The sequence below is a fragment of the Neorhizobium sp. SOG26 genome (assembly GCF_003491345.1).
Taxonomy (GTDB): domain Bacteria; phylum Pseudomonadota; class Alphaproteobacteria; order Rhizobiales; family Rhizobiaceae; genus Neorhizobium; species Neorhizobium turbinariae.
Genome location: NZ_CP025512.1, coordinates 2,501,023 through 2,522,500, shown reverse-complemented (window position 1 = coordinate 2,522,500; position 21,478 = coordinate 2,501,023). Strand labels below are relative to the sequence as shown.

18 protein-coding genes, 1 tRNA gene, 2 rRNA genes and 1 pseudogene are annotated in these 21,478 nt (G+C 61.0%); 13 read left to right on the top strand and 9 right to left on the bottom strand.

The genetic code is table 11. The features are described 5' to 3' along the window. The first annotated feature begins 477 nt into the window (after positions 1-477). The 6 genes from CYG48_RS12470 to CYG48_RS12445 all read left to right on the top strand — a co-directional run bounded on the left by CYG48_RS12470 (position 478) and on the right by CYG48_RS12445 (position 7,613). Positions 478-3,277, top strand: a 23S ribosomal RNA gene (locus tag CYG48_RS12470). A gap of 236 nt (positions 3,278-3,513) precedes the next feature. Then, positions 3,514-3,628 (top strand): 5S ribosomal RNA (gene rrf / locus CYG48_RS12465). Between the two features lie 92 nt (positions 3,629-3,720). After that, positions 3,721-3,797 (top strand) — tRNA-Met (locus CYG48_RS12460). A 187-nt stretch (positions 3,798-3,984) separates the two neighbouring features. Beyond that, positions 3,985-5,025: a zinc-dependent alcohol dehydrogenase family protein gene (locus CYG48_RS12455; RefSeq protein ID WP_118850677.1), complete on the top strand. Its 1,041-nt coding sequence runs from the start codon at positions 3,985-3,987 to the stop codon at positions 5,023-5,025. A gap of 125 nt (positions 5,026-5,150) precedes the next feature. Next, positions 5,151-6,128 carry a Bug family tripartite tricarboxylate transporter substrate binding protein gene (locus CYG48_RS12450; RefSeq protein ID WP_118850676.1) on the top strand — a complete coding sequence of 326 codons (978 nt, stop codon included), beginning with the start codon at positions 5,151-5,153 and terminating at the stop codon, positions 6,126-6,128. Between the two features lie 81 nt (positions 6,129-6,209). Continuing rightward, positions 6,210-7,613, top strand: a complete 1,404-nt coding sequence (locus tag CYG48_RS12445) for an MmgE/PrpD family protein (RefSeq protein WP_118850675.1) — start codon at positions 6,210-6,212, stop codon at positions 7,611-7,613. 62 nt (positions 7,614-7,675) lie between these two features. Here CYG48_RS12445 and CYG48_RS12440 read toward each other — a convergent pair whose 3' ends face one another. The 3 genes from CYG48_RS12440 to CYG48_RS12430 form a co-directional block, all read right to left on the bottom strand. Further along, entirely contained in the window at positions 7,676-9,175 is a 1,500-nt protein-coding gene (locus CYG48_RS12440) for a tripartite tricarboxylate transporter permease (RefSeq protein ID WP_118850674.1), read from the bottom strand. Between the two features lie 2 nt (positions 9,176-9,177). Next, entirely contained in the window at positions 9,178-9,636 is a 459-nt protein-coding gene (locus tag CYG48_RS12435; protein ID WP_118850673.1) for a tripartite tricarboxylate transporter TctB family protein, read from the bottom strand. A 132-nt stretch (positions 9,637-9,768) separates the two neighbouring features. Next, complete coding sequence (locus CYG48_RS12430; protein ID WP_118850672.1) at positions 9,769-10,173, bottom strand: MerR family transcriptional regulator; 405 nt, start codon at positions 10,171-10,173, stop codon at positions 9,769-9,771. An 87-nt stretch (positions 10,174-10,260) separates the two neighbouring features. On the opposite strand from CYG48_RS12430, the gene CYG48_RS12425 reads away from it, so the two are divergent. Continuing rightward, positions 10,261-11,058, top strand: coding sequence for a cation transporter (locus CYG48_RS12425; RefSeq protein WP_118850671.1), 798 nt, complete (start codon positions 10,261-10,263; stop codon positions 11,056-11,058). Positions 11,059-11,071: 13 nt separating this feature from the next. On the opposite strand, the gene CYG48_RS12420 is transcribed toward CYG48_RS12425, so the two are convergent. Together CYG48_RS12420 and CYG48_RS12415 are read right to left on the bottom strand one after the other, a co-directional pair. Beyond that, positions 11,072-11,320: a DUF982 domain-containing protein gene (locus CYG48_RS12420; protein WP_118850670.1), complete on the bottom strand. Its 249-nt coding sequence runs from the start codon at positions 11,318-11,320 to the stop codon at positions 11,072-11,074. 125 nt (positions 11,321-11,445) lie between these two features. Then, positions 11,446-11,625 (bottom strand): DUF3606 domain-containing protein, encoded by a 180-nt coding sequence (locus CYG48_RS12415; protein ID WP_118851640.1) that lies wholly within the window; start codon positions 11,623-11,625, stop codon positions 11,446-11,448. A 118-nt stretch (positions 11,626-11,743) separates the two neighbouring features. Here CYG48_RS12415 and CYG48_RS12410 point away from each other — a divergent pair, with 118 nt between their 5' ends. The 5 genes from CYG48_RS12410 (at position 11,744) to CYG48_RS12390 (ending at position 16,404) form a co-directional block, all read left to right on the top strand. Continuing rightward, complete coding sequence (locus CYG48_RS12410) at positions 11,744-12,376, top strand: hypothetical protein (RefSeq protein WP_118850669.1); 633 nt, start codon at positions 11,744-11,746, stop codon at positions 12,374-12,376. A gap of 34 nt (positions 12,377-12,410) precedes the next feature. Next, entirely contained in the window at positions 12,411-13,421 is a 1,011-nt protein-coding gene (locus tag CYG48_RS12405; protein ID WP_245450339.1) for a Gfo/Idh/MocA family protein, read from the top strand. A 42-nt stretch (positions 13,422-13,463) separates the two neighbouring features. Next, on the top strand, positions 13,464-14,744 hold the full coding sequence (locus CYG48_RS12400) for an MFS transporter (RefSeq protein WP_199925133.1): 1,281 nt from the start codon (positions 13,464-13,466) through the stop codon (positions 14,742-14,744). Between the two features lie 140 nt (positions 14,745-14,884). Further along, positions 14,885-15,619, top strand: a complete 735-nt coding sequence (locus tag CYG48_RS12395; RefSeq protein ID WP_118850667.1) for a L,D-transpeptidase — start codon at positions 14,885-14,887, stop codon at positions 15,617-15,619. A 74-nt stretch (positions 15,620-15,693) separates the two neighbouring features. Beyond that, complete coding sequence (locus CYG48_RS12390) at positions 15,694-16,404, top strand: DUF72 domain-containing protein (protein ID WP_118850666.1); 711 nt, start codon at positions 15,694-15,696, stop codon at positions 16,402-16,404. Here CYG48_RS12390 and CYG48_RS12385 read toward each other — a convergent pair. Beyond that, positions 16,401-16,873: pseudogene (locus CYG48_RS12385) on the bottom strand (Lrp/AsnC family transcriptional regulator). The gene CYG48_RS12390 and the pseudogene CYG48_RS12385 sit on opposite strands and share 4 nt — an antisense overlap. 133 nt (positions 16,874-17,006) lie before the next feature. On the opposite strand from CYG48_RS12385, the gene CYG48_RS12380 reads away from it, so the two are divergent. Further along, positions 17,007-18,680, top strand: a complete 1,674-nt coding sequence (locus CYG48_RS12380; RefSeq protein WP_118850665.1) for an alpha-keto acid decarboxylase family protein — start codon at positions 17,007-17,009, stop codon at positions 18,678-18,680. A gap of 130 nt (positions 18,681-18,810) precedes the next feature. On the opposite strand, the gene hpaH is transcribed toward CYG48_RS12380, so the two are convergent. Genes hpaH through hpaD form a run of 3 tightly spaced genes read right to left on the bottom strand, consistent with a single transcriptional unit; the run spans position 18,811 to position 21,476 of the window. Then, the gene (gene hpaH / locus CYG48_RS12375) at positions 18,811-19,614 is read right to left on the bottom strand and encodes a 2-oxo-hept-4-ene-1,7-dioate hydratase (protein WP_118850664.1); all 804 of its coding nucleotides are present in this window, start codon (positions 19,612-19,614) and stop codon (positions 18,811-18,813) included. 1 nt (position 19,615) lies between these two features. Then, positions 19,616-20,485, bottom strand: coding sequence for a fumarylacetoacetate hydrolase family protein (locus CYG48_RS12370; RefSeq protein WP_118850663.1), 870 nt, complete (start codon positions 20,483-20,485; stop codon positions 19,616-19,618). 10 nt (positions 20,486-20,495) lie between these two features. Continuing rightward, the gene (hpaD, locus tag CYG48_RS12365) at positions 20,496-21,476 is read right to left on the bottom strand and encodes a 3,4-dihydroxyphenylacetate 2,3-dioxygenase (RefSeq protein WP_118850662.1); all 981 of its coding nucleotides are present in this window, start codon (positions 21,474-21,476) and stop codon (positions 20,496-20,498) included. Positions 21,477-21,478: the final 2 nt, after the last annotated feature.

Here is a 21,478-nt window from a genome sequence, read left to right as displayed (position 1 = left end):
CGCGCACCGTTGTCTTCTGAAGAAAAACAAGTTTGCACATTGCAATTGCGATGTGCCTGTTCTGCATAAAATCGTGAAGAGAAGATTGATCTGGAGGCTTCCAGGTTTGGGTCACCTTAAGGGTGGTTCAAGTTTGAAGCTGGTCCTTATGATGTCGTTGATGGTCTAGCCGACCGGATACGAAGGAGGGGCCAGGGGAGAAAGGAAGCCTGTCACTCTGGTCGGTCGTTGTTGCCAAAACTTCGGTTTTGGTTCTGACGACTTTACTGATGTCCGTTTGCTAACCGCACGGACCCGGATTTAATCTCGAGAAGCTGGTCTTAAAGATCGGCCGCAAGAGAGCTGCTCGGCGTAGCTCCAGTAAAGCGGACCGATCGAACACGTCGATGGCATCATGAGATGGCGGGGTTGTAAAAGGTAGCCCTGCTGCTTTTGTCTTTGGATGAAAGCTAACTGATGAGCATTGGCAATGAGAACGATGAAGTGTCGTAAGGGCATTTGGTGGATGCCTTGGCATGCACAGGCGAAGAAGGACGTGATACGCTGCGATAAGCCGTGGGGAGCTGCGAATGAGCTTTGATCCATGGATCTCCGAATGGGGCAACCCACCTTAAATGCTTGGAAAATTTAAGTCGTGTTTCGATACGGCTTAGGTTTCCAAGCATTGTGATAAGGTATCTGCACCTGAATACATAGGGTGTAAGAAGCGAACGCAGGGAACTGAAACATCTAAGTACCTGCAGGAAAGGACATCAACCGAGACTCCGCAAGTAGTGGCGAGCGAACGCGGACCAGGCCAGTGGCAATCAGGAATAAAGCCGAACGACTTGGAAAGGTCGACCGTAGCGGGTGATAGTCCCGTAGGCGTAGAACACTGATTGTCCTTGAGTAAGGCGGGACACGTGAAATCCTGTCTGAACATGGGGAGACCACTCTCCAAGCCTAAGTACTCGTGCATGACCGATAGCGAACAAGTACCGTGAGGGAAAGGTGAAAAGCACCCCGACAAGGGGAGTGAAATAGAACCTGAAACCGGATGCCTACAAGCAGTCGGAGCTCGAAAGAGTGACGGCGTACCTTTTGTATAATGGGTCAACGACTTAGTGTAACTAGCAAGCTTAAGCCGGTAGGTGTAGGCGCAGCGAAAGCGAGTCTGAACAGGGCGATTTTAGTTAGTTGCATTAGACCCGAAACCGAGTGATCTAGCCATGAGCAGGTTGAAGGTTGGGTAACACCAACTGGAGGACCGAACCCGCATCTGTTGCAATAGATTGGGATGACTTGTGGCTAGGGGTGAAAGGCCAATCAAACTCGGAGATAGCTGGTTCTCCGCGAAATCTATTTAGGTAGAGCGTCGACCGAATACCCTCGGGGGTAGAGCACTGGATGGGCTATGGGGACTCACCGTCTTACTGATCCTAACCAAACTCCGAATACCGAGGAGTACTAGTCGGCAGACACACGGCGGGTGCTAACGTCCGTCGTGAAGAGGGCAACAACCCTGACCTCCAGCTAAGGTCCCCAAGTCATGGCTAAGTGGGAAAGGATGTGAGGATCCCAAAACAACCAGGATGTTGGCTTAGAAGCAGCCATCATTTAAAGAAAGCGTAACAGCTCACTGGTCTAAATAAGGGTCTTTGCGCCGAAAATGTAACGGGGCTAAAGCCATGCACCGAAGCTGAGGATGTGGATTTATCCACGTGGTAGCGGAGCGTTCCGTAAGTCTGTGAAGGCATATCCGTGAGGAGTGCTGGAGATATCGGAAGTGCGAATGTTGACATGAGTAACGATAAAGAGGGTGAGAGACCCTCTCGCCGAAAGACCAAGGGTTCCTGCTTAAAGTTAATCTGAGCAGGGTTAGCCGGCCCCTAAGCCGAGGCGGAAACGCGTAGGTGATGGGAACCACGTTAATATTCGTGGGCCTGGTGGTAGTGACGGATTGCGTAACTTGTTCACTCTTATTGGATTGAGTGGGCGGGGAAGCGGTTCCAGGAAATAGCTCCACCGTACAGACCGTACCCGAAACCGACACAGGTGGTCAGGTAGAGTATACCAAGGCGCTTGAGAGAACTATGTTGAAGGAACTCGGCAAATTGCACGCGTAACTTCGGAAGAAGCGTGACCCCTTTTTACGCAAGTATGAAGGGGTGGCACAGACCAGGGGGTAGCGACTGTTTATCAAAAACACAGGGCTCTGCGAAGTCTAAAGACGACGTATAGGGTCTGACGCCTGCCCGGTGCTGGAAGGTTAAGAGGAGAGGTGCAAGCTTTGAATCGAAGCCCCAGTAAACGGCGGCCGTAACTATAACGGTCCTAAGGTAGCGAAATTCCTTGTCGGGTAAGTTCCGACCTGCACGAATGGCGTAACGACTTCCCCGCTGTCTCCAACATAGACTCAGTGAAATTGAATTCCCCGTGAAGATGCGGGGTTCCTGCGGTTAGACGGAAAGACCCCGTGCACCTTTACTATAGCTTTACACTGGCATTCGTGTCGGCATGTGTAGGATAGGTGGTAGGCTTTGAAGCGGGGACGCCAGTTCTCGTGGAGCCATCCTTGAAATACCACCCTTATCGTCATGGATGTCTAACCGCGGTCCGTTATCCGGATCCGGGACAGTGTATGGTGGGTAGTTTGACTGGGGCGGTCGCCTCCGAAAGAGTAACGGAGGCGCGCGATGGTGGGCTCAGACCGGTCGGAAATCGGTCGTCGAGTGCAATGGCATAAGCCCGCCTGACTGCGAGACTGACAAGTCGAGCAGAGACGAAAGTCGGTCATAGTGATCCGGTGGTCCCGCGTGGAAGGGCCATCGCTCAACGGATAAAAGGTACGCCGGGGATAACAGGCTGATGACCCCCAAGAGTCCATATCGACGGGGTTGTTTGGCACCTCGATGTCGGCTCATCGCATCCTGGGGCTGGAGCAGGTCCCAAGGGTTTGGCTGTTCGCCAATTAAAGCGGTACGTGAGCTGGGTTCAGAACGTCGTGAGACAGTTCGGTCCCTATCTGCCGTGGGTGTAGGAATATTGACAGGATCTGTCCCTAGTACGAGAGGACCGGGATGGACATATCTCTGGTGGACCTGTTGTCCTGCCAAGGGCATAGCAGGGTAGCTATATATGGAATGGATAACCGCTGAAGGCATCTAAGCGGGAAACCAACCTGAAAACGAGTATTCCCTATCAGGGCCGTGGAAGACGACCACGTTGATAGGCCGGGTGTGGACGTGCAGCAATGCATGAAGCTTACCGGTACTAATAGCCCGATCGACTTCATCGTTCCCATTGACCATGCTCATCACGCGTCGCAAGACGCGAAGATGTGCCATCCGTTCAGCGCTCACGCATGAGCGGCTCGTAAACGAGCCTATGCTCCGCGAGGGCGCCGGACGACCGGCGACGCGCCTTGCGCTTGCGGCCTTTGGCCGACAGCGGCAGACGCAACGCTGAAAAAGACGTGTTCAAGACAATCACTCACAAAGTGAACCAGCTTCTCATCGCATTGCCCTTAATTGACCTGGTGGTCATGGCGGGGCGGCCGCACCCGTTCCCATTCCGAACACGGCCGTGAAACGCCCCAGCGCCAATGGTACTTCGTCTCAAGACGCGGGAGAGTAGGTCGCTGCCAGGTCTATTAAAGGCAATGCCATCACAAAAAGATGGATCCCAATCTTCTCGACACACAACACTCCCTCACGGGCCATAAACCCGAAACAAAAACAACGCGGGGTGGAGCAGCCCGGTAGCTCGTCAGGCTCATAACCTGAAGGCCGCAGGTTCAAATCCTGCCCCCGCAACCAATCTCCAAAACAACCTCATACAGCCAAGCTCCTCAGCACCCGCCCGAGGAGCTTTTTGCGTTGGTGATCTGGATCGCAGGGCGCTGGGTGCTTCCTCGGCAAGCGAAACTGCTTTAGCCTGAGGCTCATGATCCTGCCCAGGTAGCAGCGGGCAGGGAGTGTTTGGTGTAGCTTTGGGACCCACCTCATGAAAGCCATGTATTACGAAGCCTTCGAGCAGATGCCGGAGATCCGGGCGTTGCCGGATCCGGAGCCAAGCTTCGATGGCGTGGTCATCCAGGTGGGGGCGACCGGCTTGTGCCGCAGTGATTGGCATGGCTGGAAGGGGCATGATCCGGATATTCGCCTGCCGCATGTGCCGGGCCATGAACTGGCCGGCAAGGTCGTCGCGACGGGCAAGGGCGTCATGCGCTTCAAGGTGGGCGATCGGGTCACCGTTCCCTTCGTGTCCGGTTGCGGCCACTGCGCCGAATGCCATTCCGGAAACCAGCAGGTTTGCCCCAGCCAGTTCCAGCCGGGCTTTACCCATTGGGGATCGTTCGCGGAATATGTCGCGATCGACTATGCCGACACCAACCTGGTAACATTGCCGGACGAAATCGATGATGCGACGGCGGCAAGCCTCGGCTGCCGGTTTGCCACCTCCTTCCGGGCCGTCGCCGACCAGGCACGCACCGGGCCCGGCGATTGGGTCGCCGTGCATGGCTGCGGTGGGGTCGGGCTCTCGGCGATCATGATCGCGACCGCTCTGGGTGCCAATGTGATCGGCATCGACGTGACGGAAGACAAGCTGGCGCTGGCGCGTCAGTGTGGCGCGGTCGCGACGGTGAATGCAAGTAGTGTCGCCGACGTGGTGGAAGCGGTACGGGAGATCACCAAGGGCGGGGCACATGTCTCGATCGATGCGCTCGGGCACCCGACGACCTGCTTCAACTCGATCAAGAACCTGCGCCGACGCGGCCGGCATGTGCAGGTCGGGCTGATGCTGGCGGAGCACGCGACGCCGCAGATCCCGATGGCACAGGTGATCGGCCACGAGCTCGAGATCTATGGCAGCCACGGAATGCAGGCCTGGCGTTACGACGCGATGCTGGCGATGATCACCGCCGGTAAGATGACACCGCAGCAGTTGATTTCCAAGAAGGTGAGCCTGTCGGACGCCGTGTCCGAACTGGTCAATCTCGACCGTGCCGAAACGCCCGGCATCGCTGTCATCACCAGCTTCTGATCGTCGTCGTGCCATCGCCATTGATCGGTCGGTTTCGCTCTCCGGAACGCCCTGCCGTAGCGATTGCATCTCCCCATCACAGCTGACAGTGTCGGAGGTGAGGAATACCGTGGGAGGAGAGGATCATGGCGGACTGGAAGTCATGGGTGAAGGCGGGGCTGGCCGTTGCTGCGGCAATGGTGATGGGCACGAGCGCCGCGCGGTTAGAGGATCAATATCCGATCTCGACGGTGCGGATGATCGTACCTTATGCGCCGGGTGGCGGTGGTGACATCACGGGCCGGATGATTGCCGAAGAGATCAGCAAGCGCCTGAAAACAACGGTCGTGGTCGAGAACATCGGCGGCGCCAGCGGCACGATCGGCACTGAAAAGGCAGCGCGCGCCAAGGCCGATGGGTCGACGCTTCTCCTGGCCGGCAGCGCCATCTTCACCGTTGCGCCGCATCTGAACAAGATCGGGTTCGACCCGCTGAAGGACTTCGTGGCGATCGCCAATGTCAGTGAGTCGGTGCGGATGCTGAGCGTGCCGCCGGATCTCGGCGTGAAGAGTTACGAGGAGCTCGTAGCTTACGGCAAGGCCAATCCGGGCGTATTGAACTATGCTTCGGTCGGCGTCGGCTCGACGGGGCATATCATCGGCGTCGATTTCCTGCGCGTGGCGGGTGTCGAGGCGAAACATATCCCCTATAGCGGGGCCTCCCAGGCGGTGCAGGCGCTGCTTTCCGGCGACGTGCAGTTCGTGATCGATGCCATGGTCATTCCGCCGTCGCGGGAAGGAAAGCTCGTGCCGATCGCAGTACCGGCCGATGCGCGCCTTGCCGATTTCCCGGACGTGCCGACTTTCCGCGAAGTGGGGCTGAAGGACGTGCGGTCCAGCGGCTGGCAGGCGGTGATGGCGCCGGCGGGGACACCGCCAGAGCTGGTGGCAATGATCGAGAAGGCGCTGAAGGAGGCAAGCGAAAGCCCTGAGTTCCGCACCGCGCTTACCCGAGCCGGTTTTTCGCCGCGATACCGGAGCAGTGCGCAGTTGCAGCAGGAACTGGAAGCCGAATATGCATATTTCGGCGAACTGCTGAAGACCATGGACCTCAGCAAGAAGTAGTTTCCCTGAACAAGACACGAGGAACATCAGCCGACGCGCCGCCCGTGGCGCGTCGCGCTTTTGTTGCAGCAGGATCCCCACATGCTCGAAAGACGCACCACCGCCCCGACCCTTAGCGCCGAAGTCGCCAACTGGCTGACCGGATTTCCGCTTGAGAACGCGCCGCCCGAAGTGCTGGAGAACACGCGCCTGCGGATACTTGACGTGATCGGCGTAATGGTCGCGTCGAGCCGGCTCGAGATGGTTTCAGCGGCCGCCAAGGCGGTGGGGGAAGCCGATGGCGGGCACGGGAGTGCCTTTACGGTTACCGATGCGGCGCCATTGCCGCCGGCTCCGGCGGCTTTCCTCAACGGTGTCATGTCTGCAGTGCTCGAGTTCGATGACACCCATATCCAGTCCAACATCCATCCGACCGGGGTCGTGCTTTCGGCGCTTCTGCCGGAATGCGAAAGGCTTGAGCTCTCGGGGAGGCAGTTGCTGGAGGCGACGCTGATCGGCAGCGAGCTTCTCTGCCGGCTCGGGCTCGTGTCCCCGGTGCGAATGCATGAGGTGGGTTTTCATCCAAGCTCCGTCTACGGTGTCTTTGGGGCGGTCTGGGGGCTGGCGCACCTGAAGGGATTGTCGGTCGAACAGACGGTGCATGCGATCGGCCATGCTGCAAGCCTTTCGGCTGGCTCGATTGCGTCCTTCGAAGACGGGACGTCGACAAAGACGCTGCATATCGGCATGGCGGCATCGGCTGCCGTACGCGCGGTGGCGCTGGCGAGCCATGGCGTTTCAGGTCCGTTTCCGGTGTTCGAAGGCAAGTTCGGCTGGTTCAAGAGCTACTTCCAGTCGAAGCCCGACTTTCGCTTCTCCGCCTTGACCGATGAACTTGGTGAGCGCTGGGAGGTGCTGAACATCGCTTCGAAGATGCATCCTTGCGCCTACACGATGGTGCCCTTCATCGCGGCAACGATTGCGCTTCGGGACAGGCATGGCATCCGGCCGGAGGATGTCGAGGTGATCTATTGCGATATCATGCCGCGATCCTTTGCAACCGTCTGCGAGCCGGTGGAGGAAAAACGCCGGCCGCGGACCTCCTGGCATGGGCGGATCAGCCTGCAGCATACGGTGGCGGAAGCGCTGGTGCGGGGGCGGATGGACAAGGATGCCTATGCACCGGAGAGCCTCGTCGATCCGGTGATCAATGCGGTGGCCGACAAGGTGGTGCATCGCCCGGACATGGTGGCTGCGGCCGATATCAGCCGTTCACGGGCAACGGTCTCCATTGAGCTCAAGAACGGGCAGGTGTTCACCCATACAATCGAGGACATGCCGGGCACCCGGCGCAATCCGATCAGCCGAGAGGCGTATCTGGAGAAGTTTCGGGCGAATGTTCGTGGCGTGATCTCAGAGGCGGAAGGCGAGGAACTGGCAGACGCGTTGCTGCGGCTCGATGAGGTGAAGGACATCGGGTCCTTGTTTCGCGGCCTGCGCCGGTAAAAGATCTCCATGGATGAGAAACGGCCGGGGCATCACAGGATGCCCTGGCCGTTTCTGTTCGCTTAGTCTGCGGCTTCCTGCGCCCCTTTTCGAACAAAGGAGGTGGTGGCGGCGAGCAGGATCGCGACGCCGAGGATCACAAAGGTGAGGCTGATCGGACGGTTGATGAAGGTCATCGGATCACCGCGCGACAGGGACATGGCGCGGCGGAAGTTTTCCTCGAACATGGGGCCAAGCACGAAGCCGAGGATGAACATCGCCAAGCTGCAATCGGCACGCTTCAGCAGGTAGCCGGCTGCACCGAAGACAACGAGCGTCAGGATCTGCAGTGAGGAGAAGCTGATGGAAAAGACGCCGACGCAGGCAAAGGCGAGCACGAAGAGGTAAAGCCAGTGGTAGGGCACTGAAAGCAGCTTCACCCAGAGCCCGATCAGCGGCAGGTTGAGGATGACGAGCATCAGGTTGCCGATCCACATGGAGCCGACAAGACCCCAGAAGAGCTGCGGGTTGTTGGTGATCATGCTGGGGCCGGGATTGACGCCCTGGATAAGCAGCGCACCGAGGAAAAGCGCCATGACGGGGCTGCCGGGCACGCCGAGCATCAGGGTCGGGATGAAGGCTGTCTGGGACGCGGCATTGTTGGCGGCTTCGGGCGAGGCGACGCCTTCAACGGCGCCGGCGCCGAACTGGCCGGGGGTTCGGGAAATGCTCTTTTCCACCATGTAGGCGGAGAACGAGCTCATGGCGAGGCCGGCGCCCGGCAGGATGCCGAGGAAGGAACCAAGGGCTGTGCCACGAAGCGTTGCCGGCCAGGCGAGCCGAAATTCGCTGCGGCTCGGCCAGAGGCGGCCGACCTTGGAGGTGACGAGGCCGGGCGAGGAGGGGCTGCCGATCGTGGTGATGATTTCGGACACCGCGAAAAGCCCCACCGCGAGCACGGCGAAGTCGAGGCCATCACGTAATTCGGCAATGCCGAAGGTAAAGCGGAAGACGCCAGACGCGACATCGGCGCCAGCGAGCCCGAGGAGCACGCCCAGCACTGCTGAGCCGATGCCCTTGATGAAGCCACCCTTGGCGATGGAGGCCGTTGCGACCAGTGCGCAGAACACAAGGGCGGCATATTCGGCCGAGCCGAATTTGGCGGCGACCGAAGCCATGGCGGGGGCGGCGAGCGCAATGAGCAGTGTGCCGACGGTGCCGGCGAAAAACGAACTTAGGGCAGCAATGGCAAGGGCTGAGCCCGCCCGGCCCTGGCGTGCCATCTGGTAGCCATCCAAGCAGGTGATGGCGGAGGAAGCCTCGCCCGGAAGGTTGAGCAGGATGGAGGTGGTCGAGCCGCCATAGGCCGCGCCGTAATAGATGCCGGCGAGCAGGATGACCGAACCTTCCGGCGGCAAGCCGAAGGTGAGGGGCAGGAGCAGTGAAATGGTGATGATCGGTCCGACACCGGGCAGGACGCCGATCGCGGTGCCAAGCGTGACGCCAAGCAGGCAATAGAAGAGATTGTCGAGGCTAGCAGCGACCTGCAGCCCCAGCAGGATCGATGAGAAGAAGTCCGGCATGATCAGACGCTCCAGTCAACGAGATGGAACGGAATGCCGAGACCGAAATAGAAAATTCCGATGATGATGGCGACGATGGCGGTGACGAGGATCGGCAGTTCCTTCAGGCGGCTGCGCTTGTCCGCGAGCCAACCGACGCCGATCAGCGCCAGCACGCTTGGCAGCAGGCCCACGTGGTCGATCAGCAGGCCGAAGGCGAGAAGGGCGGCAAGCACCGCCAGGAACGGCCGGACCTCTTCGCGGGGCATGATGCTGGTGCCCGAGCTGCCCGCATTGGCAAGCGTGGTCTGGATGATCAGCGCGATTCCGAACAGGAACAGCACCGTGCCGAGCAGCACGGGAAGGGCCCCTGGGCCCATTTCCGACATGTCGCCGAAACCATAGTCGAAGCCAAGATAAACCGCGATACCGCCGATTGCCACGAACAGGATGCCGACCGCATGGTCTGCCTGAAAATGCATGAATGCTCCCCCGATTACTAAGTCACGTCCTCACGTGCGTTCGATTCGAGGAGCTTAACCCAGACATTGTCCAGCGGCACGGGCAGAAGTTCCATGTTCCGTCGTTCGGAACGAGGGCACAGCGCCTGAGGTCTATTGCGGGACTGGAAGGCTCAGGCTTTCGATCACCTGGCATTCTGCAACGCTGCCGCCGTGGCAGGCTTCGAGCATCCGCTCCAGTTCGCCCTTGAGCGCCTGCAACTGCTCGATCCTCTTTTCCACCGCCGCAAGATGGCGGGCGGCGATCTCGTCGGCATGGGCGCAGGGCTCCGAGGGATGCGCGGCGAGGGTCAGCAGCTCGCGGATGTCATCCACCTCGAAGCCGAGGGTGCGGGCGTGGCGAATGAAGTTCAGTCGCTCCTGTGCCGCTGTTCCATAACGTCGCTGCTGGCCGTCCGTGCGGGGCGGCTCCGGCAGCAGGCCAATCTGTTCGTAATAGCGGATCGTCGGCACCTTCACCGCAGTGCGCTTCGACAGCTCGCCGATCGACATATCCATTTGCAAAATTCTCCGAAAAACTTTCAAGAGGCCCTTGAACCTCTAGTCACTAGAGGAACTATGTTGGGTGCAAATCGGAGAACGTCAATGGCTGATCCCTGCTGCAAACACGAAACAACCTCGTCGCGCGAGACCCCTGCGCTCGATCTCGAGCATAAGCTTGAGGCGCATCACCACGACCACAAACATGACCATGCGCACGAGCACGGGCACGAGCATTCCCACTCGCATGCGGAAGCATCCTGCTGCTCTGCCGGCGTGCCGACCTTTGATGGCATGGATCCGCGTTACAAGGCGATCCTGTGGATCGTGATCGCGGTCAACGGGGCAATGTTCCTCACCGAGATGATCGCGGGCCAACTGGCCGGGTCACAGGCCCTGAAGGCCGACGCGCTGGACTTCCTCGCCGATACGGTGACCTATGGCCTCAGCCTCGCCGTCATCGGTGCGAGCCTGCGCACCCGGGCGACGGCTGCACTGTTCAAAGGGGTATCCCTGACGTTGATGGCCATTTGGGTGTTCGGTTCCACCGTCTACCAGACGCTCATTCTCGGGGTTCCCAGTGCCGAGGTCATGGGCGGGATCGCGTTTCTGGCGCTTGCTGCCAATATCGGCTCGGTGGTGCTGCTGCGGCCCTACAAGGACGGTGACGCCAATGTCCGCTCCGTCTGGCTTTGCTCGCGCAACGACGCGATCGGCAACGTCATCGTCATGGTCGCGGCCCTTGGCGTCTGGGGCACATCGACCGCCTGGCCGGACCTTGCGGTCGCTGCCGTCATGGCAGGCATCTTCCTGAGTTCGGCGGTGCAGATCCTGCGCCAGGCCTGGGCGGAATACAAGGAAGGTGGCTCTGCCGCTCACGTGGAGGCGCATCACTACGGGTGATGCGCAGCTTGCCCTAGTGATGGCGGAGGATGCCCGCGTCCTCTGCTGCCCGTAGGAAAGCGGCCTGTGCCTGCGCGCTGGTCGCCTTGCCGTCCAGCGCTTTGAGACAGACCTTGCGGGCCGCGGCAACCACCTTGCAGCGGTCCTTCGGCCAGGACGTCGCCAGGCAGGCAATGGCTTCCCGGGTGTTGCTGACACGGCGAAAATGGTCCGAGTTCTCGATCATCAGTTCCACGGGCTTGTCCCAAAGATCCTCGGTCATGTCTTCTCCTGCTATTTCGTTCACTCACTACAATAGGAAGCAAAGCTGACCGTTCCTCAGACTTTGTGCCCATGCTGCCCGTGGTGGTATATTTTCTCTCTGCCCGCCGCGCCTGATCAGGGCGCCTAGTGCTTCCGCTCCAGGTCCGCCTCGACCTTGTTCCGGCTGTTGCCGACCGCTTTCACGGACTTGCGGACGGCATCCTTGGAGACGCCTTCCTTCTTGGCCTCGTAGCGAACCTCGTGCTCCTGGCCGCCTGCAACGCGTGCGCGATCCTGTGCGCGGCCTCGTGTCGTTGTCGACATGAAACAAACCTCCTGTTGATCGTGGTGCTGGAACGCGGCGCGATTCAGGTTGTTCCCATCGATTGCAACGTCGGCGTCCACGTTGACGCGCGGCGCCATATCTCCCATCTCCGGAGCCATGTTGAAGAAGAACAAAAACAACGAAGCGATGCTCGTCCAGCGCTGGACCCTGACGCCTGCGGCGACCCTCGGTTCGGCGGTGCGTGCCAAGGGTATTCTGCTGGAGTTGCGGGCCCGGTTGCCGCTGGCCGTTCGCAAGTCGCTGACGCTGGTGGGCATTGATCTGTTGCTGACGTTGCCGGAGGATGAGGAGGAAGACTTTCGTTCGGTGTCGAGCCTCGTCGGCAAGGCGCTTGTCGATATCGAAAGCCTGCCGGTCATCCCGCGCGAGATCGAGGACATCCTGACGATCACCACCGGTGAGAGGCGCCGCTGGCTCGAAGACGGCCGCTTGCCGAGTGCCGGTACGCGCACCGTGAAGCTGCGGGGGCGGGCACGGCAGATCACCTTCCACGTGTTCGACCCTCGGGTGGTCGAGGACCTGCTCGACCGCGGCATCGTCGAAGACTGGCGCGAAGAGGACGCCGCGGCGGCAATTGAGAACCGGCGGCGGGCGGCGCTGAAGGCGAAGCTGACGCGCACGCTGAAGAGCGGCGCCAAGGCAAAGAAACGATCTTCGGCTGACAATGATGCCGCCGAGACGGATCTTTCCGGCTGGGAGGAGTTCGACCGGGACGGCCTGCTTCGCTAGCTGTTGCACTGGCCGAAGCGCTCCGGTGCGCCAGATGGTTACGCATCGAGGTTGCCGAGGGAGGAACGCCTTGAACATCTGCATGGTTGGCCACGGGATGATGGGCACGTGGCACTCCGAAAGCCTTCAAAAATATGACTGCGTGTTGCATAGCTTGGTCGGGCACATGGCGGAGAAGACGGAAGCCTTTGCGACGGATCATGGCTACGTGAACTGGGCGACGGATTATGCCGAAGCCCTGAGCGGCGACGTCGACGTTGTGATCCTCGCCGGTCCAAGCGACACGCACGCCCCAATGGCAATCCAGGCGCTGGAGGCGGGCAAACATGTGCTGGTCGAGATCCCTATCGCGCTAAGTTATGCGGATGCGGAGGCCGTGGTCGAACTGGCGGAACGCAAGGGGCTAATGCTTGGCGTCGCTCATCCGATGCGGTTCCGCAAGGAGCACATTGATCTTTGCGAGCGGGTTGCGGAGGGACGGGAGCATGTGCGGCACGTTCATTCGCGGCTGTTTCTGCATCGCCTCGAGAACATCGGCTCGACCGGGCTCAAGCGAAGCTGGACGGACAACCTGCTCTGGCACCACGGCGCCCATCTCATGGATGTAGGGCTGTGGCTCTGTGGCGGCGGCGATCCTGAAGCGGCGTTCCAGCGGAAATTGCGGGCCTTCTCGATCATGCCGCCACCGCTGGAGGCGACGGGCATCCCGATGGAAATGACCGCGACGGTAGAGACCGGCCCGCACCAGTCGATCGTCTGCACCGGATCCTACTATTCCAGGGAACGCATCCTCGATGTGTTCGTCGTCACTGACCAAGCTGCCTACCGGCTCGACATCCTGAAGGGGACCTTGTCGGTGGATGGCGAAGAGCGGCGGGTGCTTTCCGAGCAGGATAACAATGCGCAGGTAAGCCGCGACTTCGTGGATGCTGTGCGCCAGGGTCGTGCGCCGCGGGTGACCGGGCGCTCCGTGCTTCCTGCAATGCGCCTGCTGCAGGATATCGAGGACGAACAAAACCACTGGTGGGGCGAGCGGGCAAAATAACAGGTTTTCGAGAGCCCGCTCATCTTGATCTGTGGGAAGTTCATGCCGTGGCTGTTCGGCTTCCTGATTTCGGGCCACAGTCGGGCCATGACGTCCAAGATGTTCGCGCCCTTCACCAACCGGAATTACCGGCTCCAATGGTCATCCGACCTGTTGACCTCCTGCGCGACCGAGATGGAAATCATCATTCTCGGCTGGTTCATCCTGACCGAGACGAATTCCGTTGCGCTGCTGACGCTCTACGCTTCGCTGCAATATGCCGGCACCCTGATCGCGCCGGGCTTCGGGCTTGCCGGCGACCGCGTGGGGCACAGCAATATCCTGCTTTACATGCGAGTGATCTATTCGGTGCTTGCGGCGGCACTGCTGGCGCTGGCATTCGCGGGCCTGCTGGGTCCGATCTCGGCTCTGCTGATCGCGGGACTCGGCGGCCTCATCCGGCCGTCCGATCTCGGCATCCGCAACGTCCTGACCAGCCAGATCGTGCCGCGGGAAAGCCTGATGACGGCAATCAGCCTGTCGCGCACGACAACCGACCTCGCCCGCATTGCCGGTGCGCTGACGGGTGCGACGGTTGTCGGCCTGCTGGGGCTTCAATGGGGGTATCTCTTCATCGTCATCTTTTACGGGACGAGTGCGATCCTGATGCGCGATGTGAAGGTGGCCGCTGCCGTAACGTCGACCCTGAATGTCGCCTTCACTCCAGTCCGGGACTTTATAGACGCCATCCGGGCGCTGCGGGCCACGCCATCACATCTTGCCTCCGTGGTGCTGGCCTTCCTGGTGAACCTCACGGCCTATCCCTTCACGCTTGGCCTGCTGCCCTACCTGACGCGCGAAGTTTATGGTGCCGATCAAACGTCGCTTGGCTATCTGGTGGCGGCGACCGGCATCGGCGCCATGGCTGGATCGCTGGTCCTCAGTTACCTCGGGCAGTTGATCCCGCCGGCGCGCACCATGCTGATCTTCAGCGTCGTGTGGCACGTGCTGATCGTCGTTTTGGGCCAGACGACGTCAGTCTGGGTCGGGTTCTTCGTGCTGATGCTGATCGGCGCGGCATCCATGTTGTGCCTGCTGCCGCTCGCCGTCTTGCTTCTGCAGGGCGTCAAGCCGGAACTGCTTGGCCGCATCATCGGCATCCGGATGCAGGCGGTTTACGGCCTGCCCATCGGGCTTCTGGTCTCCGGGCCGCTGATCGGCAATTTCGGTTTCAGCATTGTGGCCGCCACCTACGGGACGATCGGCGGCCTTTGCACGCTGTTGATCCTGTGGCGCTGGTACGGGCACATGTGGCCGATCAGTGCGGGGAGCAACCGCGCCTGAGAAGCGCAGAATACGAGAATCGACAAGAAAGCCACAGCTGCGGCGAAAGCTCGACCGATGCCGTTTATGTGATCGGCGTTGCCTTGAGATGGTGCCTTAGTTCGGGAAGAACCCGGCCTTCATCTTTGGATTGCCGTTTTATGTTCACCTCCCGACAGATCTCCCGCCGCTCATTCCTGCTGAGCTCCATGTCCATGACTGCCGCTCTGGCAGGCTGCCAGACGACGACCACCGCCACTGCGCCGGCTCCGGTGCCGCAGGCTGCCCCAGCGCGCCCGGTCGTGGCGCCGGAGGAGGCCGAGCTGCAGAAGCGTTACGGTGCGTTGGAGGATGGCGGCCACACCATTCCGGCGGTACCCTACCAGCAGATCGACCCGAAGTTCTACCGCCAGCGGGTGCCTGACCCGACGGGAGAAGCGCCGGGCACGGTGGTGGTCGACACAGCGAGCCGCTTCCTTTACGTCGTCGAGCCGGGCGGCACCGCGATGCGCTACGGCGTCGGCATCGGGCGCGACGGTTTCGCCTGGCAAGGCGAGGGGATCGTGCATTGGCGCCAGCCCTGGCCGCGCTGGAAGGTGCCGGACGACATGATCAAGCGCCAGCCGCATCTTGCCCGTTATTCGGTGAAGAACGGCGGCATGGAGCCGGGCATCAAGAACCCTCTTGGCGCGCGGGCGCTTTATATCTTCCAGGACGGCAAGGACACGCTCTACCGCCTGCACGGTTCGCCGGAATGGCAGTCGATCGGCAAGGCGACCTCGGCCGGCTGCGTCCGATTGATCAACCAGGACGTCATCGACCTCTATACCCGGGTTCCCTATCACGCCCGGATCGTTGTACGCCAAAGCGCCTTGCCGGAACCGGCTGCCGTCTGACGAGCGGCGCGACCAGATCGCTTCTTCTGCGTTGATGCACGGGCACCCCGCCCGTGTTCACAGGAGGAGAAGCATTGCCGATCGTCGCCACTGCCGCATGGTCGATCCCGAAGACCGTCGCCGACAAATTTCCGGCGGAGGGAAACGGGCTGTCACGATATTCCTCCGTGTTCGGCGGAGTGGAGATCAACACCACCTTCTACCGCCGCCACAAGCCGGCGACGTTGGCGCGCTGGGCGGAGTCGGTCCCGGAGGCATTCCGCTTCGCGGTGAAGATGCCGAAGGAGATCTCGCATGTGCGCCGGCTGGAGGAGATCGCCGAGCCATTCGGCACGTTCTTGGAGGATATCGTACCTCTCGGCCCCAAGCTCGGGCCGCTGCTTTGCCAGCTTCCGCCGTCTCTCGCCTTTGATGAGGACACAGTGACGCGCTCGTTTGAGATGATGCGGGCCCACCACGACGGCCAGATCGTCATCGAGGCGCGGCACAAGAGCTGGGCGTCGCAAGAGGCGCTCTCCCTGCTGGAGCACCACAAGATCGGCCGGGTGCTGGCCGACCCCGCGCTGGTCTGGTCGCGCGCGAGCTTCACCGGCGATGTTCCTTATCTTCGCCTGCACGGTGCGCGGAAGATCTATTACAGCAGCTACAGCGATGAGGAGATCCGAGATTATGCCGGGCTGCTCGGGAAGAACAGCTGGTGCGTGTTCGACAACACGGCCTCCGGTGCCGCCATTGAGAACGCGCTGACGATGCTCACCGCGTTGGAGCGGGATGGACAGCGCTAAGGACGCGGCAGCATCAGCCCCAGATCTCGCTTCAGCACATCCAGAACGATGGATGTCCTGACCTTCTGGACCGACTCGTGCGGCAGCAGCACGTCGTTGATGAAGCGGGACAGGTCGCTCAGGCTGCCACCGCCACCTTGAGGTAATAATCCATGTCACCCGTCAGCGCGAAGGCCTCGATGACTTCCGGCAGGTCGTTGATCAGGGTGCCGAACCGGCGCGCGCCATCCTGGTTCTGGGCCGACAGCGTTACCGACACCACGACGAGGAGGTCTAGACCGACCTTGGTGCGGTTCACGATCGCCTTGTAGCCCTCGATGATGCCTTCCGCCTCCAGCCGGGAGCGGCGGCGCGAACATTGTGACGGCGACAACGCGATGCGCTCGGCGAGGTCGTAGTTGCTTAGTCGACCATCCTTCTGCAACTCGCTCAAGAGCTTCAGGTCATAGTGGTCAAGCTTGGCAATCATCGCATCATACCGCCATTTCATGCACGAATGATGCATATCGTGAGCTGAGCGCGCTCATTATGCAAGGCCCTTGCGCCCGTGATGAGGCATCATGAAGACCGGAACCTGATGCCCAGCCACGGAGGAGTGCATCATGCAGATGACGATCGGACAGTTTCTCCTGAAGCGCCTGACCGAGATTGGCATCGAGCATATGTTCGGGGTGCCGGGAGATTACAACCTCCAGTTCCTGGAGCAGGTGAAGGCCTGTGACGGGCTGCATTTCGTCGGCAACTGCAATGAACTCAATGCCGCCTATGCCGCCGATGGTTATGCCCGGCTGAAAGGTGCGGGCGCACTGCTGACGACCTATGGCGTGGGCGAGTTGAGCGCGATTTGCGGGGTGGCCGGCGCCGCTGCCGAACATGTGCCGGTCGTCTGCATCACCGGGGCGCCGCCGCTTCACGCGATGGAACAGCGCCTGCCGCTGCACCATACCTTGGCGGATGGCAACTACGACGACATGATGATCTGCTTTCGCCAGTTTACCGCGGCGCAGACGCGGATCACGCCCGCCAATGCGGTGGGCGAGATCGACCGGGTGCTGACGACCTGCCTGCGGGAAAAGAAGCCGGTCTACATCCAGCTGCCATCCGACGTTTCCTATCTCACCGTCGAGGCGCCGGACGCGCCGCTCGATCTTTCCTTTGCGAGCGATCCGCACCAACTGGAGGCTGCGGTGAAACATGCGCTACGGCTCTGGTCGCAGGCGAAGCGGTCGGCCTTGCTGATCGACATGGATGCCGATCGCCTTGGACTGCGCCATCTGATGGCCGAACTGGTGGAAAAGGCGGCGGTGCCTTATGCGAGCCTCACGACGGGCAAGGCGATCCTCAGTGAGACACACCCGCTCTGGGTCGGTCATTATCTTGGCGAGGGTTCGAGCGTCGAGGCGAAAGCCTGCGTTGAAGGATCCGATTGCCTCATCACCACGGCTCCGCGGTTCATCGAAGTCAATTCCGGGCACTTCACGCAGAAGCTGCCGAAGGACCACACCATCATGCTCGCCTGCCACAGCGTTACGATCGGCAATGTGCGCTATGAGGGCGTTAATGCGCAGGAACTGCTGCGACACCTGCTGCAACAGGTGCCGGAGCGCGCCGGCGACAACCATCGCAGACTGGAGGAGGAAGCCTGGTCGCCGCAAGCCGATGCGCCGCTGACGCAAGAACGCCTATGGCAGCGGATGGCACGTTTCATCAAGGCGGGCGACACCGTGCTCGCTGAAAGCGGGACGTCCAATATCGGGCTGACGTCTCAGGCCCTGGCGCCGGATGTGACTTATATCAGCGCCAATATCTGGGGTTCTATCGGTTACACGCTGCCCGCAACGCTCGGCACCGCGCTGGCCGCCCCTGATCGTCGCCACCTTCTGTTCATCGGCGACGGTTCATTCCAGCTGACCGCGCAGGAGTTGTCCACGTTGCTGCGGCTGGAATTGAAGCCGATCATCTTCCTGTTGAACAACCGCGGCTACACGATCGAGCGTTACATCCTCGGCATGCAGGAGGCGTATAACGACGTCGCGAACTGGAAATATGCCGAACTCGCGGGCGTCTTCAGCGAGAAGGGCAACTTCCTCACCGCGCATGCGCGTACGGAAGGTGAGCTCGAGGCAGTGCTGGAGAAGGCTGCGGTCAGCAATGCGCTGACCTTCATCGAACTGCATCTCGACCCGTTCGATGCCCCGGCAACGCTGAAGACGTTTGGCCCGGCAACCGCGGAGTTCGATTACGGCCCTTTGGGACCGCAGCGGCTTTCGGCATGACGCGCAGCTAATAAACCTGGCCTTCGGCTTTGCCCATGCTGGTCGCGGTTGCCTTGAAGTCGGCGAGCAGGGGCTCGCGGTTGGCCGAGGGCGTGCTTGAAGAGGTTCTTTGGCGCGGGCGTGGCAACTCCTACTCGAAGAACAGGCTCACGGAACCGTAGGGCCCGAAATCTGCAACAATCGTGTCGCCGTGGTGGGCTTCGATGGGGCGGATGAAGGAGCCGGCAAGAACGATCTGCCCCGCTTCGATCCGGTCGCCATATTGCGCCAGGCGGTTGGCAAGCCAGGCGACACCGCGCGCCGGCTGGTTCAACACGCCGGCGCCAAGGCCGGTTTCCTCGACCTCGGCGTTGCGTGAGACGATCGCGCCCATCCAGCGCATGTCGATCTGGTCCGGCCGCATGACGCGCCCGCCCGTGACGATGCCGGCATTTGCGGCGTTGTCCGCAATGGTGTCGAAGATGTTGCGTGGCTTCTTCGTCTCCGGATCAACCCGCCGGATCCGCGTGTCGAGGATCTCCAGCGCCGGCGTCACATAGTCCGTCGCGTTGAGCACGTCGTAGACGGTCACCCCTGGCCCCTGCAGCGGTGCCTTCATGATGAAGGCGATCTCGGCTTCGACGCGAGGCTGGATGAACCGGTCCTTGGGGATCGTGGCATTGTCCTCAAACAGCATGTCGTCGAACAAGACGCCGGAGTCCGGGATGTTGATGTTGAGCGCGCTCTGCATCGCCTTGGAGGTGAGACCGATCTTCCAGCCGATCACCTTGCGCCCGGCGTCACACTTGCGGCGCACCCACTCGGCCTGGATCGCGTAGGCGTCGTCCATGGTCATGTCGGGGTAGGTCAGGGACACGAGCCCGGTCTGGACACGGGTCCGTTCGGCCTCATCGAGGGCCGATGCTGCGGCGTCGATCTGGTCCTTCGTCAACATGTCACACCTCTTCGTCGACGACGCCGTTGCGCAAGACGCCGATCCCTTCCGCCTCGACCTCGACCACATCGCCGGGTTTCAGCCAGATCGGCGGATCGAACCTTGCGCCGGCGCCGGTCGGCGTGCCGCAGACGATCACATCGCCGGGAACAAGGGTGGTGAAGGTGGAGATGTAGTTGATGATCTTGCGGAAGGAGAAGATCATCCGGCTCGTTCGGTCCCGCTGACGGATCTCACCGTTGACCCGGGTTTCGAGCGAAACGTCGGCGAGTTGCGCCTCGTCCTCATAGGGAATGAGCCAGGGGCCCATGGAGGCGGAGGAATCGAAGTTCTTGCCCTGGGTCACGTTGAACTTGGCGTGCCGCACCCAGTCGCGGATCGTGCCTTCGTTGCAGAGGGTGAGGGCTGCAATGTGGGAGAGGGCATTGGCTTCCGGAATACGCCGGCCCCCTTTGCCGATGACGATGGCGATCTCGCCCTCGTAATCTAGCTGTTTGCTTTCCGGCGGCCGGATCAGCGGTTGCCCGTGGCCGGTAAAGGAGCGCGGAAAACGGACGAAGAGCGACGGATTCGGCGGAGCCGCCTGGCCGTCCTTGTACTCCTCGTTGCGGTCGGGGAAGTTTACGCCGACGCAGATGATCTTTTCGGGCGCGGGTATCGGGATCTCGTAGGTGATCTCGGCTTCAGCAAAATCGGCGGGCAGACCTTGCGCCTCGTCGACCAGTCGCTTCAGCGCGCCAGCCTCGATCACCTCGCGTAGCGTCGGCCATTCCCGATGCCGGATGGAGAGATCAACGATGCCGGTCTCAAGGAGCAGCCCGTAACCGCTCTTTCCGTCGCGGCTGTAACTCACCAGTCGTGCACGCGTCATCTTGGGCTCCTCATGGCGCAATGATAGGCTGTGCCTTCAGGTCCGGCTCGCGGATCGTCGCGCCGTCGAACGTGCTGCCGTGCTCGAACCATGACCGCGGTGCCGGTGAGCCCCACAGCGTCTGCCGCTGCGGATCCTTCAGGTCCCATTTGATCGGCTCGAGGTCCGGATCAACTGTCTGGTAATCGGAGCAGTAGATCTCGATGCGGTGGTCGTCCGGGTCGAGGATATAAAGGAAGAAGGCGTTGGAGATGCCGTGGCGGCCGGGGCCGCGCTCGATGTTCTTTACCCAGCCGGTGGTTGCCATCAGGTCTAGCAGGTCAATGATGTTGAGCGGCGTCGGCACCCAGAAGGCAGTGTGGTGCAGCCGGGGTCCCCGACCATTGGTGAAGGCGATGTCGTGGACGCCGCCCTTGCGGTGTGTCCAGGCCGCCCACAGGCGGCCGGTTTCTTCGTCGGCGGTATATTCGGTAACGCGAAAACCGATCTCGTTGTAGAAGGCGACGCTTTCATCGACATTGGGTGAAAAGCAGTTGAAGTGGTCGATGCGAAGCGGCTTCACGCCTTTGTAGAGCGCGTATTTCTGGTGGATGGGCGGGAGCCGGTCCATATTGCTGTAGAATTCCAGCGGCACGCCATGCGGATCGCGCGTCCTGAAGGTGCGACCCTGGAAGGGACGCTCCACCCATTCCACCGGAAGCCCCTTGCCCTTGAAGAAATGCGCGGCCTTTTCAAGGTCCTCCTCATCGAAAACCTTGAAGCCGAGCTCGCCCGCCCGCGGCTCTGTGGCCTGTTTCAGCACCATGCAATGGTGGCCACGCTCTTCCATGGCCCGCAGGTAGATGGTGTCAGCAGTTTCGTCGGTGACCTGAAGGCCGAGCGTGTCGACATAAAAGGCACGCGACCTGGCAAGGTCGGTAACGCAGAACTCGACATGGCTGAGGCGGACGATGTTGAAAGGCGGATAAAGATTAGGCTTGGGAAGCGGCATTG